The organism is Methylobacterium sp. Leaf102 (assembly GCF_001422425.1).
Classification (GTDB): Bacteria; Pseudomonadota; Alphaproteobacteria; order Rhizobiales; family Beijerinckiaceae; genus Methylobacterium.
Genome location: NZ_LMMX01000040.1, coordinates 155486 through 169291, shown reverse-complemented (window position 1 = coordinate 169291; position 13806 = coordinate 155486). Strand labels below are relative to the sequence as shown.

15 protein-coding genes are annotated in these 13806 nt (G+C 67.7%); 9 read left to right on the top strand and 6 right to left on the bottom strand.

Going from position 1 to position 13806, the window contains the following annotated elements; all coding sequences use genetic code 11:
* Positions 1–10: 10 nt before the first annotated feature.
* Entirely contained in the window at positions 11–2173 is a 2163-nt protein-coding gene (locus tag ASF27_RS20570) for a helicase-related protein (protein WP_056363035.1), read from the top strand.
* On the opposite strand, the gene ASF27_RS20565 is transcribed toward ASF27_RS20570, so the two are convergent.
* The 4 genes from ASF27_RS20565 to hemB all read right to left on the bottom strand — a co-directional run bounded on the left by ASF27_RS20565 (position 2142) and on the right by hemB (position 4997).
* The gene (locus tag ASF27_RS20565) at positions 2142–2888 is read right to left on the bottom strand and encodes an arginyltransferase (RefSeq protein WP_056174352.1); all 747 of its coding nucleotides are present in this window, start codon (positions 2886–2888) and stop codon (positions 2142–2144) included. The genes ASF27_RS20570 and ASF27_RS20565 overlap by 32 nt on opposite strands.
* 107 nt (positions 2889–2995) lie before the next feature.
* Positions 2996–3421 (bottom strand): RDD family protein, encoded by a 426-nt coding sequence (locus tag ASF27_RS20560; protein WP_244473134.1) that lies wholly within the window; start codon positions 3419–3421, stop codon positions 2996–2998.
* Positions 3422–3567: 146 nt separating this feature from the next.
* Complete coding sequence (locus tag ASF27_RS20555; RefSeq protein ID WP_056363030.1) at positions 3568–3942, bottom strand: hypothetical protein; 375 nt, start codon at positions 3940–3942, stop codon at positions 3568–3570.
* Positions 3939–4997 carry a porphobilinogen synthase gene (gene hemB, locus ASF27_RS20550; RefSeq protein WP_056174358.1) on the bottom strand — a complete coding sequence of 353 codons (1059 nt, stop codon included), beginning with the start codon at positions 4995–4997 and terminating at the stop codon, positions 3939–3941. Before hemB ends, ASF27_RS20555 begins: the two co-directional genes overlap by 4 nt.
* A 194-nt stretch (positions 4998–5191) precedes the next feature.
* Here hemB and ASF27_RS20545 point away from each other — a divergent pair, with 194 nt between their 5' ends.
* From ASF27_RS20545 to ASF27_RS20535, 3 genes are all read left to right on the top strand, one after another.
* Complete coding sequence (locus ASF27_RS20545) at positions 5192–6256, top strand: enoyl-CoA hydratase/isomerase family protein (protein WP_056363026.1); 1065 nt, start codon at positions 5192–5194, stop codon at positions 6254–6256.
* Positions 6257–6269: 13 nt separating this feature from the next.
* Positions 6270–6737, top strand: coding sequence for a DUF6163 family protein (locus tag ASF27_RS20540; protein ID WP_056174363.1), 468 nt, complete (start codon positions 6270–6272; stop codon positions 6735–6737).
* 164 nt (positions 6738–6901) lie between these two features.
* Positions 6902–7414, top strand: coding sequence for a winged helix DNA-binding protein (locus ASF27_RS20535; RefSeq protein WP_056174365.1), 513 nt, complete (start codon positions 6902–6904; stop codon positions 7412–7414).
* Between the two features lie 139 nt (positions 7415–7553).
* Here ASF27_RS20535 and pqqA (ASF27_RS20530) read toward each other — a convergent pair whose 3' ends face one another.
* Positions 7554–7643 (bottom strand): pyrroloquinoline quinone precursor peptide PqqA, encoded by a 90-nt coding sequence (gene pqqA / locus ASF27_RS20530; protein ID WP_056092902.1) that lies wholly within the window; start codon positions 7641–7643, stop codon positions 7554–7556.
* Between the two features lie 60 nt (positions 7644–7703).
* Positions 7704–7793 (bottom strand): pyrroloquinoline quinone precursor peptide PqqA, encoded by a 90-nt coding sequence (pqqA, locus tag ASF27_RS20525; protein WP_055952695.1) that lies wholly within the window; start codon positions 7791–7793, stop codon positions 7704–7706.
* Between the two features lie 523 nt (positions 7794–8316).
* Here pqqA (ASF27_RS20525) and mgtE point away from each other — a divergent pair.
* The 5 genes from mgtE to ASF27_RS20500 all read left to right on the top strand — a co-directional run bounded on the left by mgtE (position 8317) and on the right by ASF27_RS20500 (position 13708).
* A complete protein-coding gene (gene mgtE / locus ASF27_RS20520; RefSeq protein WP_056306658.1) occupies positions 8317–9687 on the top strand; it encodes a magnesium transporter in 1371 nt (456 codons plus the stop codon).
* A 241-nt stretch (positions 9688–9928) separates the two neighbouring features.
* Positions 9929–10471 (top strand): ubiquinol-cytochrome c reductase iron-sulfur subunit, encoded by a 543-nt coding sequence (petA, locus tag ASF27_RS20515; protein WP_056174967.1) that lies wholly within the window; start codon positions 9929–9931, stop codon positions 10469–10471.
* 48 nt (positions 10472–10519) lie between these two features.
* The gene (locus ASF27_RS20510; protein ID WP_056174369.1) at positions 10520–11806 is read left to right on the top strand and encodes a cytochrome b N-terminal domain-containing protein; all 1287 of its coding nucleotides are present in this window, start codon (positions 10520–10522) and stop codon (positions 11804–11806) included.
* A 22-nt stretch (positions 11807–11828) separates the two neighbouring features.
* Positions 11829–12725 carry a cytochrome c1 gene (locus ASF27_RS20505; protein ID WP_056306660.1) on the top strand — a complete coding sequence of 299 codons (897 nt, stop codon included), beginning with the start codon at positions 11829–11831 and terminating at the stop codon, positions 12723–12725.
* Positions 12726–12832: 107 nt separating this feature from the next.
* Complete coding sequence (locus ASF27_RS20500) at positions 12833–13708, top strand: S-methyl-5'-thioadenosine phosphorylase (RefSeq protein ID WP_056174373.1); 876 nt, start codon at positions 12833–12835, stop codon at positions 13706–13708.
* The last annotated feature ends 98 nt before the right edge of the window (positions 13709–13806 follow it).

Genomic DNA, 13806 nt, shown 5'->3' with positions numbered 1-13806 from the left:
AGGGTGGAGCATGGCGCGCCGCATTCACCGGACCACTGACTTTCTCGCCGACGCCCTGCACAGGCTCGGCATCGCGGCGGGCGCCGTGGACCGGGAGGCTCTGCGCGAGCGCCTCGGCCTGCCCGAACGCGGCGGCGTCTGCGAAGACGCGGCCGTCGCCCATGCTCTCCAGGCGTCCGATGCGCGCCGGACCTTCGCCCGCGAAGGCGTGCCGCGCCTGACTCAGGCGATCCCGGCCCTGCGCGCGGAGGCTGATCCGGACGGAGCCCTGCGCTGGCGGATACGGGTGTTGTGCCCGCTCCTCGACGACAACCGCCTGGATCTGCGAATCGACACGGCGCCGGATGCCGCGGCCGCCGAGATCCTCGACGAGATGGCCCTCGGGAACGATCCGGATTGGGCGCTCGACACCCTGCGCGCACGGGTGACCCAGGTCGCCGGCCGTACCCGAGGGGCACTGAACCGGACCATCCTGCGCCTGCGCGACCAGATCCGCGCCGACATGACGGAGACCGGGGCCGACGCCGTCACCTACATCGCCCATCTCGACCGGTCCCTGCGCTCGCGGGTCTTCGCCGATGGGCCAGATGTGGCGTCCCACATCCTCGACACCCTGAAGGTCGTGCGGGCCCGCGGGCGGGTGGTGGCGCAGGAAGCCTCCGGGACCCGGCGCCTGCGCGACCGGGCGGGCTTCGGCTCCTACATCGACAAGTTCGCCGCCGCCCGGCGTCTCGGCCGCCGCATCGTCTTCCACATGGGGCCGACGAATTCCGGCAAGACCTACGCGGCCCTGGAGGCTCTCGCGAAAGCCGCAACCGGTACCTACCTCGCACCCCTCCGGCTCCTGGCCCTGGAGAATTACGAGGCCCTCGCGGCGCGCGGCCTGCGCGCCGGCATGGTGACGGGCGAAGAGATCCTGGGTGAATCCGACCCGACCCACACGGCACGCACCATCGAGACCGCGGATCTCCGCCGGCCCATCGAAGTGGCGGTGATCGATGAGATCCAGATGCTGTCCGACCCCGACCGTGGCTGGGCCTGGACGAACGCCCTGTTCGGCATCCCCGCCCGCCTCGTCATCGTCTGCGGCGCTGAAGACGCCCTCTCGGCCGTGCGCCGAGCGGCGGAGGCGGCCGGCGAATCCCTCGACGTGGTCACCTTCACGCGCAAGACGCCGCTGGTCGCCCTCGACGCGCCCGTACCCCTGGAAGCCGTCGAACCGGGTGACGCCGTCGTGGCGTTCTCGCGCCGGGCCGTGCACGAGAACCGGGAGATCCTAGTGGCCGCCGGGCGGTCCGTCGCGACCATCTACGGCGCCCTGTCGCCGGAGGTGCGCCGCGCCGAGGCCGGGCGCTTTCGCGATGGCGAGGCCGAGGTGCTGGTCACCACGGACGCCATCGGGATGGGCCTCAACCTCGGCCCCCTGAAGCGCGTGATCTTCGCGTCCGTTCGCAAGTGGGACGGCACCGAGGAGCGTGCTCTGACCAACGCCGAGATCCGCCAGATCGCCGGCCGCGCCGGCCGCTTCGGCCATCAGGAGGCGGGCTACGTCGCCGCCACCGACGAGGACGGCCTCGGACCGATCCGCGATGCCCTGTCGGGAGCGCCGACGGCCCCGGCCGCCGACACCCGCTTCTTCGTGCGGCCGGATCTCGCCGCCATCGAAGCCGCGGCCAGCGAACTCGGCACCGATTCCCTGAGCGCCGTGATGGCGCATTTCTCCCGCGCGACGTTCTACGACGGTTCGCCGTTCCAGCCCTCGGCGTTCGAAGAGTTCCTGGGCGCGGCCGAGGCGGTGGATCGCGCCGCACTCCCGATCCGCGAGAAGTTTGCCTTCGCGGTGACGCCCATAGACCGGCGCGACCCCATCGCCGTGGGGGTCGTCGAGCGCTGGGTTCAGGCCCGAACCTTGAACGCCACGGTGCCGGCCCTGCGTGCCGACCCACATGGGGACCTCGCCTATCAGGAACGCACCGTGCGGCTCGCCAGCGCCTACCTGTGGCTCGCCCGGCGCTTTCCCGAGACCTTCGATGATGGTGCCGCCATGCGCGGCGTGCGCGAGCGTGCGAATGCGTCCATCGAGCGGACATTGCGGGAGACGGCGACCTTGAAGGTTACGCAGCGCGCGCAGAACAAGGCGCTCAGTCCACTCGCTGCCAGCCAGGGCCGGTGAGGCGTTCCTGGGGCAGGAACTTCGCCTTGTAGTCCATCTTGCGCGAGCCCTCGACCCAGTAGCCGAGGTAGAGGTAGGGCAGGCCGAGGTCCCGGGCGCGGCGGATGTGGTCGAGGATCATGAAGGTGCCCAGCGACCGCGGCGCCTCCTGCGGATCGTAGAACGAGTAGACCATCGACAGACCGTCGGAGAGCACGTCCGTGAGACAGAGGGCGACGGTGGGGCCGATGCCGCGCCCGTTGATCGCCGTGTCGGGCCCGCGTCGGCGATAGGCCACCAGGTGGGTGTCGACGTGGCTGTCCTCGATCATCATGGCGTAGTCGAGGACGGTCATGTCCACCATGCCTCCATCGCCGTGACGGGCATCGAGGTAGCGCCGAAACAGAGCGTATTGCTCGGACGCCGGGCGATTCGGCTCCGGGGTCCCAACGAGGTCGGCGTTGCGCTGGAGAATGCGGCGCTGGCTCGCCGAGGGGGTGAAATCGTCCACCACCACCCGAACCGAGATACAGGCGCGGCAGGTCTCGCAGGCCGGGCGATAGGCGATGGTCTGCGAGCGACGGAAGCCGCCCTGGGTCAGGATTTCATTGAGATCGCGGGCGCGGCGCCCGACGAGGTGCGTGAACACCTTCCGTTCCTCCTGCCCCGGCAGGTAGGGGCAGGCGGACGGCGCCGTCAGGTAGAATTGCGGTGTGTCGCGGGAATGACTCGTCACGCTGTGGGTCGCTCGCGGCCTCGCGGCGCGTCATGCGCCCCGAACGTCGAGTGTATCGACAACATCCGCCGGCTCAACACCCGGAAACGCTCCCGCGCGGAATTTCCTCAGGCCGGACGCACCACGGCGAGGCCGAGGAGGATGTCGTGGCCGAGCCGGCGGTCGGGACGTACCAGACCGATGACGATGTCGAGGGCCCAGAGCAGAAAGGTCGAGATCGCCACGTAGAACAGCAGGGCATGGATCGCCGCCGTGATCATATCCACCCGCGTGCCCGTCTGGTTGACCACGCGCAGGCCCATCATCCGCATGCCCCAGGTGCCCTGGCCGGCGCCGCCGACCGTCACGGCGCTGTAGAGGATGCCGCTCGCCGGCAGCACCGCGAACAAGGTCCAGCCGAGGCCGAACGTGAGGGCGCCCACGACGGTGATCAGGAGGGTCAGGAGGGCCGTGAACCCGAAGATGAACAGGATGTCGAGCAGGTAGGCGACCGCGCGTGCGCCGAGGCTCGCCCTCACCACGGGCAGAGCCATGGGTGAGCCATAGGGGGTCTCGGGGCGGGTGGCGTAACCGGTGGGGGAGTCAAGCATGAGGCGCTCCTCGGGCGGGGCGGCGTTCGGTGATTTCCAAGTGGGCGCGGGACTACCGAATCTCAAGATCAACCGGTCCGAGAGACGCGTCAGGGAGCCGACGCCCCTGGATCGGCGGCGGCGGCCTCCGGCGTGTTCAAGTAATACTGCTTCAGCAGGTAGAGCGCCGCGCCGTTCAGGGGTCCATGCTCGGTGATGACGGTCAGGAGTTCGGCCCCCTGTCCGAAGCCGCACACGATCCAGCGCTGGCGCGCGGCCTGGGTGGCCTGCCCGGTGACGGCGTAATCGACCCGGAGATCGGCGTGCGTCGGCCCGCTGCCGACCCGCAGGATCTTCGGAACGGTGCCCTGTGGCGCCAGGGCCGGGACCGCCCGGCGGCAGAGGGTAGCCCGCTGCCGGTCGACGGAACTCTCGCAGGCCGCGAGAAGAGCGAGAGCGGCGAGTCCGAAGCCGACCCGTCTCACGCCCCGGCGCGGAGCCGCTCGGCCACGCGGGGCGCGTAATACGTCAGCACGCCATCGGCACCCGCGCGCTTGAACGCCAGCAGGCTCTCGACCATGGCGCGCTCGCCGTCGAGCCAGCCGTTGCGGGCCGCAGCCTCGATCATCGCGTACTCGCCCGACACCTGATAGGCGAAGGTGGGCACCCCGAATTCGTCCTTCACCCGCCGGATGATGTCTAGGTAGGGCAGACCGGGCTTCACCATCACCGAATCGGCCCCCTCCGCAAGATCGAGGGCGACCTCGCGTAGCGCCTCGGACGAGTTGCCCGGATCCATCTGGTAGGTACGCTTGTCGCCGATCAGGGCCGCCTGGGTGCCGATGGCATCACGGAAGGGGCCGTAGAAGGCGGAGGCGTATTTCGCCGCGTAGGCCATGATCTGAACATCGCGGAATCCCGCCCGGTCGAGACCGGCCCGGATGGCGCCGACGCGCCCGTCCATCATGTCGGACGGTGCGATGATGTCCGCCCCCGCCTCCGCTTGGATCAGGCTTTGCTCGACGAGCAGCGCCACGGTCTCGTCGTTGAGGATGGCGCCGTCCTGCAGCAGGCCGTCGTGACCGTGGCTTGTGTAGGGATCGAGGGCGACATCGGTCATCAGGCCGAGCTCGGGCACCGCCTTCTTGACCGCCCGCACCGCCCGGCACACGAGGTTGTCCCGGTTGAGGGATTCGGACCCCGTGGGGTCGCGCAGGCTCGGCTCGGTATAGGGGAAGAACGAGATCGCCGGGATGCCGAGCCGCGCGGCCCCCTCGGCCGCGCGCACGATCTCGTCGACGCTGAGCCGCTCGACGCCCGGCATCGACGCGATGGGCTCGCGCCGGCCGGAGCCTTCGATGACGAAGAGCGGCCAGATCAGGTCGTCCACCGTGAGGGTATGTTCGCGCACGAGGCGGCGCGACCACGCGGCCTTGCGGTTGCGGCGCGGGCGCTGGGTGATGCCGAGGCCCGTGGGGCGGGCGCTCTCCGCCGCGGCTTCGACGGCGAGGGGACGCGGGGTCGGCAATTCGTCGGGCATGGGCTTTGGAACTCGGGCTTTGCAACTCGCGGCGTCGCCGGAACGCGGGGTCAGCCGGACTACCACATCCGCAAAAGCCTTCGAAACCCGGCCCATTGCCACAAGCGCGATCGGCACGCGGTTTCACCCGGCGATTGACGCACAGGGCCGAAACTCCGTTAAAGCGACCCGACCGGAAACAGAGAAGGCGGACGATGGCGGGCGAAGGCGAGGCGGACATTCTGTTCGAGCGGCACGGGGCGGTAGGCCTCGTGACCCTGAATCGACCGCGCGCCCTCAATGCCCTGACGCTCGACATGATCCGGGCGATGCATGCGCAGTTGAGCGTCTGGGAGACCGACGACGCCGTCACCAGGATCGTCCTGCGCGGCGCCGGCAAACGCGCTTTCTGTGCCGGCGGCGACGTACGCGCCGTCTACACCTCCGCCAAAGCCGGGGGACACACGGAGGTCGATGCCTTCTGGCACGGCGAGTACGGCCTCGACGGCTTCATCCAATCCTACCCGAAGCCCATCGTCTCCCTCATCGGGGGACTCGTCATGGGCGGCGGCAACGGGCTTTCCGTCCATGGCAGCCACCGGGTCGCTTCGGACGGGTACGGCTTCGCCATGCCGGAAGTCGGCATCGGCTTCTTCCCCGATGTCGGCATGACCTACGTTCTGCCGCGCCTGCCCGGCCGGACCGGAACCTATCTCGCGCTCACCGGAGCGACCATCGGGGCTGGCGACGCCCTCGCCCTCGGCCTCGCCACCCACCATGTCCGCGCGGACGGGTTCGATGCCATCGTGTCAGCGCTCGGCGAGGGAGACAGTATCGATGCGGTCCTCGAGGCGCACGCGGATGCGCCGCCTCCCACGGGACCGATGGTCGCCGAGCGCGCCCTCATCGACGCCTGCTTTGGCGAACCGAGCGTGGCCGATATCCTCGCCCGTCTCGACGGTGCGGCGGCACAGGGCTCGACCTTCGCGGCGGACACTGCCGCTGTGCTACGGAGCCGTTCCCCCACCAGCCTGTGCATCGCCCATGCGCAGATGCGGCGCGGCGCGACCCTGAGCTTTGCCGAGTGCATCGCCGCGGAGACCCGGCTGGCCGCGTTCCTGATGCACGGACACGACTTCTTCGAAGGCGTACGCGCTGCTCTCATCGACAAGGACGGCGCGCCGGCCTGGCAGCCGGCCAGCCTCGACGCCGTCGATCACGCGGCCATCGCGCGCGCGTTCGACCCTACCGGCGGCCCTGCGCCGCGAACCGAACCATAGGGACAGACCGGCCGTGCGGAGCTTGACGAAGGTAGGCGCGACGCGGGATGGCCGTGGGCGCGCGAGCGAGGTCGGCGGCGACCGGATCGAGCGTTCGCCGCGCCCGCACCAGACCGGATGGGACGTGGTGCTGGTGTGGTTCATGCGCTTGACCGCCCTGGTCTGGCTCGCAAAGGCGGTGGCGACCTGGGCGTCGATCCTCGACGTGCTGCCGGGCGCGCGGCCCTTCGAGGCCGAGCCGGTGACCCGCCAGACGGTGATCGTCTACTTCGCCGTCATCGACGCCATGGCGGCGGTGGGCCTGTGGCTGACGAGCGCGTGGGGCGGCGTGGTGTGGCTGCTCGCGGCCAGCAGTGCCCTGACGCTCGCAATCCTCACACCGCATCTACTGCCGATGTCGGTGCCTTATCTTGGACTTCAGGCAAGCATCGTGGTGATCTACTTCATCTTGTCCTGGCTGGCCGCGCGGGAAATCCGGTAAACGAGACCTTACGACAATCACTTCATCTTGCATTTACCGACAGAGGTAAATCGCAAATTCATCCTATCGCTTAAACCGTCTTTCATCCGTGGCGCCTAGGTTGGGTTCATGAGCGGTGGCAACGAACACCGGCCCTGCAACCCAAACATCTGACGAGGCCCGCGATGAAGTCCCAGGCAGCCAAGGTTATCGACACCAATACTGCTTCCGAAGCCGGCTCCGTCCACGGCTCGTACCTCGAAGCCCTCCACCTCGTCGAGCGCCTGCACCGCCGCCTCCTCGACGTGATCAAGGACGAGTTCGAGCGCCGCGATCGTGAGGACGTCAACAGCGTCCAGGCCCTGTTGCTCTATAACATCGGCGACAAGGAGCTCACCGCGAGCGAGCTGCGCACCAAGGGCTACTACCTCGGCTCCAACGTCTCCTACAACGTCAAGAAGCTCGTCGAAGCCGGCTACCTCCACCATGCCCGCTCGACCACGGACCGCCGCTCCGTCCGCATCAGCCTGACCGACAAGGGCCGGCAGATCCACGACATCATCCAGAGCCTCTACGACAAGCACGCCCGCACCATTCAGCCCATCGGCGGCATCTCGGACGACGATTTCGGCCGGATGAACGTGGCTCTGAGCCGGCTCGAGCGTTTCTGGACCGACCAGATCCGCTACCGCCTCTAGGCGAGACCCCGCGGACGCTGCAAGAGACACGAAAAGGCCCGGACCGCATACGGTCCGGGCCTTTTCGTCATGGCGTCCGACGCAATGAAAAAGGGGTGCCGCTTTCTCGAGCGGCACCCCCTTCCGGGCGACGACCTTCTTAGTTGAAGGTGTCGATCTCGGCGGACTCGTAACTGGTGACTTCCATGCCGACGCAGATTTCCTGGACGATGGGGGCAGACCACTTCATGGTGTTTCTCCTAGTTGAGGTTGGGCGGGTTTAGCTGACACCCCGAGGGGCGCCGATCCCTCAGTTGAAGGGATCGATTTCTGCCGACTCGTAGCTGGTGACTTCCATGCCGACGCAGATCTCTTGAACGACGGGGGCGGACCACTTCATGGCTGAACTCCTTCGTGTTCGACGCCCTTGATATGCCGTTACATTGGGCGCAATACAAGTGGGCGCTACACTTATATTTCTCATAGATCGAGACCGGGAGCCCTGGGATCGCCCAGCCCGCCGGCGAAGCGGCAGCCCCGGCGATATGGTGCCACAATGATGCGCGTCCCTGTCCGCGATCCGCGGCCAAATCGCATCGCAACCGGTTCCGGTGAGATTGTATCTCGGTCGAAAGTGTTGGAGCGCTTGGCATCTTCGGCTTGACGGCTGGGGCTCGCGGGCGCACTCACGCGCCGCCCACCGGTCGTGCCGGGACGCGCGACTCATCGCATCCCGGCCGAGCCGATCGGGCACCCCTTCAAGCCAGCCAATGCCCAGCGACACTCCACGACGATCTTCCGCGCCCTGCGCGGCCGCGAGCGGGGTCTCCCCAGAATCCTGAACGGGATCCGGGGCGGCTCACCGACCCCGGTCGTCCAGGGCTGTGTGCCCTTGGCCGTGCGCCCCCGCGCGAGGTGAGCCCATGAACGCGATCCTTTTCGCTCCACCCAACGTCGACCCCTCGGTGCTCGCCGCCCGCCTGTCCGACGAGCGCGCGCCCGACATCGTCGAGGCCCTGAACGAAGAGGCGCCCGAAGTCGCCGCCGCGATTCTGTTGGGGCTGCCGCACGACCGCGCCGTCGAGGTTCTCGATCAACCCGAACTCGACTGCGCCGCCGACATCGTCGAGATGCTGCCGCGCGACCGCGTCGCCTCCTACCTCTCGGGCATGTCGGCCGACCGCATCACCGACATCTTCCGCGAGATCGAGGAGCCCGGACGCTCGGACCTGCGCGCGCGTCTCGACGCAGAGACGCGCGGCGCCGTCGACCGCCTCAGTGCCTACGGCGAGGAGAGCGTCGGCTCGCTGATGACCACCGAATTCGTCACCGTGCCGGGCGACTGGACGATCGGGCAGACCCTCGACCACGTCCGCCACGTCGAGAAGACCCGCGAGACCATCTACGCGATCTTCGTCCTCGATCCGCGCACCCGCGCCCTGACCAAAGCGGTGCCCCTGCGCCGTCTCATCTCGGGCGATCCGCAGGACAATGTGCTGTCCGTCGCCCCTGATCGGCGCCCACTCGCGGTCTCACCAACGGCAAGCCGCGAAGAGGCGGCCCGCCTGATCTCCAAATACGATCTGCTCGCGCTACCCGTCATCGACGCGGTGGGCCACCTTATCGGCATCGTCACCGTGGACGACATGATCGACGCCATGGTCGAGAAGCAGACACAGGACGTGCAGCGCTTCGGCGGCATGGAAGCCCTGCCCGAGCCCTACATGGATATCGGCTTCTTCACGATGATCCGGAAACGGGCCGGCTGGCTCTGTGCCCTGTTCCTCGGCGAGATGATGACCGCCACCGCCATGCAGGGCTTCGAGGGCGAACTCGAGAAGGCCATCGTCCTGACCCTGTTCATCCCCCTCATCATGAGTTCGGGCGGCAATTCGGGCAGTCAGGCGACCTCGCTCCTCATCCGCGCGCTGGCTCTCCGTGAGATCCGCCTGCGCGACTGGTGGCGGGTGGCGGCCCGCGAGTTGCCGACGGGCCTCGTCCTCGGGGCGATCCTCGGCCTCATCGGTATCGTCCGAATCGTCGTGTGGCAGAAGACCGGCCTTTACGATTACGGCGTGCATTGGCCCCTCGTGGCCGCCACCGTCGGCGCGGCGCTGGTCGGCATCGTCACTTTCGGATCGCTGACGGGCTCGATGCTGCCGTTCCTGCTCCAGCGCCTCGGCTTCGACCCGGCGACGGCCTCCGCCCCCTTCGTCGCCACCCTCGTGGATGTGACCGGACTGGTCATCTACTTCTCGATGGCGATGCTGATCCTTAAGGGCACGCTTCTGTGACAAATCCCGTCCGGTGAACTTCCGGTGACGCGGGGTCGCATTGCAAAAAATTGCCGGAGGGTGCTTGCCTCCGGCGGGCTGACTTTCCTTCGAAAGCCTCTAATGTCCCGGCCGGCCAGGGTCCGCTCAACGGGCGGTGGCCGCACCCGTATCCTTGCTCGGAGTCCGACACTTGGCGAACCACTCGGCGACCCCCTTGGCGAACCCCTCGGCGAACCCGGTCGTCAATGCCGACGGGACCGTGCCGGGGACGGACGGCACGCGGCGCGACTTCATGTTCCTCGCCACCGGCGCGGCCCTTGCCGTCGGCGCCGGCGCCCTGGCCTGGCCCTTCGTCGCCTCCATGGCGCCCGATGCCGAGACCATCGCGGCCGGCGCCCCCCTCGAAGTCGACCTGTCGCCGATCCAGGAGGGCCAGATCGTCAACGTATTCTGGCGCGGCAAGCTCATCTTCGTGCGTCACCGGACGGAGAAGGAGATCAAGGAGGCCGCCGCCGTGCCGATGGCCGATCTCATCGATCCGCAGGCCGACGCCGCTCGAGTCAAGGAGGGTCACGCCAAGTGGCTCGTGGTCTACGGCAACTGCACTCATCTGGGTTGCGTGCCGATCGGCCATCAGGGCCAGTACGAGGGCTGGTCGTGCCCCTGCCACGGGTCCCTCTACGACACCTCCGGCCGCGTTCGCCGCGGTCCCGCTCCGACGAACCTGCCGGTCCCGCCCTACGCCTTCGAGACGGACGCAAAGATCCGGATCGGCGAAGAGGGTGGCAAGGCTGCGGCCTGAGGAAGGGCGACGGAATTTCATGCAACAGTTTTCGAAGCGGGTAGCCCCATGAGCGCACACGCCAACACCTACGTTCCGAAGAGCCGCGTGGCGAAGTGGTTCGAATCGCGGCTCCCCTTGGTCGGGCTGGTGCATTCGTCGTTCGTTGCCTTCCCGGTGCCGCGCAACCTCAACTATTTCTGGACCTTCGGCGCGATCCTCATCGCCATGCTGATGTCGCAGATCGTCACCGGCATCTGGCTGGCGATGCACTACGATCCGTCGGCCGCCAACGCCTTCAATTCCGTCGAGCACATCATGCGTGACGTGAATTACGGCTGGCTCCTGCGCTACATGCACGCCAACGGCGCGTCGATGTTCTTCGTCGCGGTCTACATCCACATGTTCCGGGCGCTGTACTACGGCTCGTACAAGGCCCCGCGCGAGATCCTCTACATCCTCGGCGTGATCATCTATCTGCTGATGATGGCCACCGCCTTCCTCGGCTACACCCTGCCGTGGGGCCAGATGAGCTTCTGGGGCGCCACCGTCATCACCAGCATCCTCGGCGCGATTCCGATCGTCGGCGAGACGGTGCAGAGCCTGCTCTGGGGCGGCTACTCGGTCGGTAGCCCGACCCTCAACCGCTTCTTCTCACTGCACTACCTGCTGCCGTTCATGATCCTCGGCGTCGTCGTGCTCCACGTCTGGGCGCTGCATGTCACCGGACAGAACAATCCCGCCGGCATCCCGATCAAGTCGAGCAAGGATGCGGTCCCGTTCACGCCCTACGCCACCGTGAAGGATGTGTTCGCCACCGTGGTGTTCGGCATCTTCTTCGCCTACTGGATCTTCTACCAGCCGAACTACCTCGGCCACGCCGACAACTACGTCCCGGCCAACGCCGCCGTGACCCCGGCCCACATCGTGCCGGAATGGTACTTCCTGCCGTTCTACGCGATCCTGCGCGCGGTGCCGGACAAGCTCGGCGGCGTGATCCTGATGTTCAGCGCGGTGATCATCCTGGCCTTCGCGCCGTGGCTCGACACCTCGCGGGTGCGCTCGGCCAATTACCGTCCGATCTACCGTCAGTTCTTCTGGCTGTTCGTGGTGGTCACGATCCTGCTCGGCTGGCTCGGCGCCAAGCCGCCGGAGGGTGGCTACGTCATCGCCGCACGCCTGTGTACGGCCTACTACTTCCTCCACTTCCTCGTCGTGATGCCCCTCGTCGGCCTCTTCGAGACACCCGACCGACTGCCGGACTCGATCCTCGAGAGCGTCACCGGTCCGGGCAAGCAGGTCTCCGGGTCCGGCATGCCGGCCGGGGCCACGGCCGCACCGTCGTCCAAGGGTTGAGGGCAGGGGACTTTTGAGAACCATGAAAACGACCCGCCTCCTCGCCGCGACCCTCGTCGCGGCCACCCTCGGCATCACCATGGCTTCGGCGGAAGAGGAGCATGGCGCTCCGCAGCCGCCGCGTCAGACGTGGAGCTTCGCCGGCATGTTCGGCCGGTTCGATCAGGCGCAGTTGCAGCGCGGCTTCCAGGTCTACCGTGAAGTCTGTTCGAGCTGCCACGGCATGAGCCTCGTACGGTTCCGCAACCTCGCGGAGCCGGGCGGACCGGGCTTCAGCGCCAGCCAGGTCAAGGCGCTGGCGGCTGAGTACAAGGTCAAGGAACAGAACGATTCCGGTGAGGATGCCGAGCGCCCCGCCCGGGCCGCCGATGCCTTCCCGTCGCCGTTCCCCAACGAGAAGGCGGCCGCGGCCGCCAATGGCGGCAAGGCGCCGCCGGATTTCTCGGTGCTCGCCAAGGCCCGCACCTTCGAGCGCGGCTTCCCGAAGTTCCTCACCGATGCTCTGCCCGTCGTCGGCTACACCGAACACGGCGTCGACTACATCCATGCCGTGCTCGACGGCTACGAGGACCCGCCGGCCGGCAAGGAAGTTCCGGCGGGCACGTACTACAACAAGTACTATCCTGGACATCTCATCGCGATGCCGAAGCCGTTAAGCGACGGGCAGGTCACCTACGCGAAGAACGAAAAGGGCGAGCCGGTGGTACCCGAGACGGTCAGCCAGTACGCCACGGACGTCGCCGCGTTCATGGCCTGGACCGCCGAGCCGCACATGATGGCGCGCAAGGCACTGGGTCTACGGGTGATCCTGTTCCTTATCGTGCTTTCCGGCCTGCTCTACTACGTCAAAAAGAAGATCTGGGCGAAGGTCGGCGGCGAGGTTCACGGCCTCCAGCCGGAACTGCACAAGACCTACTAGCCACGCGCGCCGACCGGGGCTCGACACGAGCCTCGTTCCCACCGAAACACCACAGCGCCGGCGTCCCCCTGGGGGGCGACCGGCGCTCGCTGTATGGAGCCATGAGAATGTCGCAAGCGGTACTCGGCGTGATGGGCGGGTCCGGGGTCTATGATCTGCCGGGTCTGGAAGACGTGCGCGAAGAGGCGGTGCAATCCCCCTGGGGCGAGCCCTCTGATGCGCTCCGCATCGGCCGGATCGGCGAGACCCAGGTGGTGTTCCTCGCCCGCCACGGACGCGGCCACCGCCTGTCGCCCTCCGGCATCAACTACCGCGCCAACATCGACGCCATGAAGCGCGCCGGCGTCACCGACCTCGTGTCGCTCTCGGCCTGCGGCTCGTTCCGCAGCGAACTCCACCCGGGGTTGTTCGTCCTGGTCGACCAGTTCGTCGACCGTACCCATGGCCGCGCGTCCTCGTTCTTCGGTAACGGCTGCGTCGCCCACGTGTCCCTGGCCCACCCCGTCGGCCCGGCCTTGCAGAACCGCATCGCGGAGGCGGCGCAGGCGGAAGAGATCGCGGTCCATCGCGGCGGTACCTACGTCTGCATGGAAGGCCCGCAATTCTCGTCCTACGCCGAATCCACCACCTACAAGGCGCAGGGCTACGACGTGATCGGCATGACCAACATGCCGGAAGCCAAGCTCGCTCGTGAGGCGGAGATCACCTATGCGACCATCGCCATGGTGACGGATTTTGACTGCTGGCATCCGAGCCATGATGCCGTGGACGTCGCTGCCGTGGTCGCCGTCGCGCGTGCCAACGCGGACAAGGCCGCCCGCCTCGTCGCGCGGCTCGCCCGCGACTTTCCACAGGAGCGCGAGGCCTGCCCCATGGGCTCCGACCATGCCCTCGACGGAGCCATCATGACCGCACCGGCCCAGCGCGATCCGGCCCTGCTCGCCAAACTCGACGCCGTCGCGGGCCGGGTATTGAACGGCTGATCCGCCCTCGGGTCCGGGGCGCATTCGATCGAATCGCCCGATGAATCGCGAGCCCGCTCCCTTCACAGGCGGGCCTCGTTGGCTCTAGAAGGCGGGTT

Bases quoted from the DNA above. Each gene is read 5' to 3' on its own strand.
- ASF27_RS20570 (WP_056363035.1), top strand. From the start codon at position 11: ATGGCGCGCCGCATTCACCGGACCACTGACTTTCTCGCCGACGCCCTG.
- ASF27_RS20560 (WP_244473134.1), bottom strand. From the start codon at position 3,421: ATGGCTCTGCCCGTGGTGAGGGCGAGCCTCGGCGCACGCGCGGTCGCC.
- hemB (WP_056174358.1), bottom strand. From the start codon at position 4,997: ATGCCCGACGAATTGCCGACCCCGCGTCCCCTCGCCGTCGAAGCCGCG.
- ASF27_RS20545 (WP_056363026.1), top strand. From the start codon at position 5,192: ATGGCGGGCGAAGGCGAGGCGGACATTCTGTTCGAGCGGCACGGGGCG.
- ASF27_RS20535 (WP_056174365.1), top strand. From the start codon at position 6,902: ATGAAGTCCCAGGCAGCCAAGGTTATCGACACCAATACTGCTTCCGAA.
- pqqA (WP_056092902.1), bottom strand. From the start codon at position 7,643: ATGAAGTGGTCTGCCCCCATCGTCCAGGAAATCTGCGTCGGCATGGAA.
- pqqA (WP_055952695.1), bottom strand. From the start codon at position 7,793: ATGAAGTGGTCCGCCCCCGTCGTTCAAGAGATCTGCGTCGGCATGGAA.
- mgtE (WP_056306658.1), top strand. From the start codon at position 8,317: ATGAACGCGATCCTTTTCGCTCCACCCAACGTCGACCCCTCGGTGCTC.
- ASF27_RS20510 (WP_056174369.1), top strand. From the start codon at position 10,520: ATGAGCGCACACGCCAACACCTACGTTCCGAAGAGCCGCGTGGCGAAG.
- ASF27_RS20505 (WP_056306660.1), top strand. From the start codon at position 11,829: ATGAAAACGACCCGCCTCCTCGCCGCGACCCTCGTCGCGGCCACCCTC.
- ASF27_RS20500 (WP_056174373.1), top strand. From the start codon at position 12,833: ATGTCGCAAGCGGTACTCGGCGTGATGGGCGGGTCCGGGGTCTATGAT.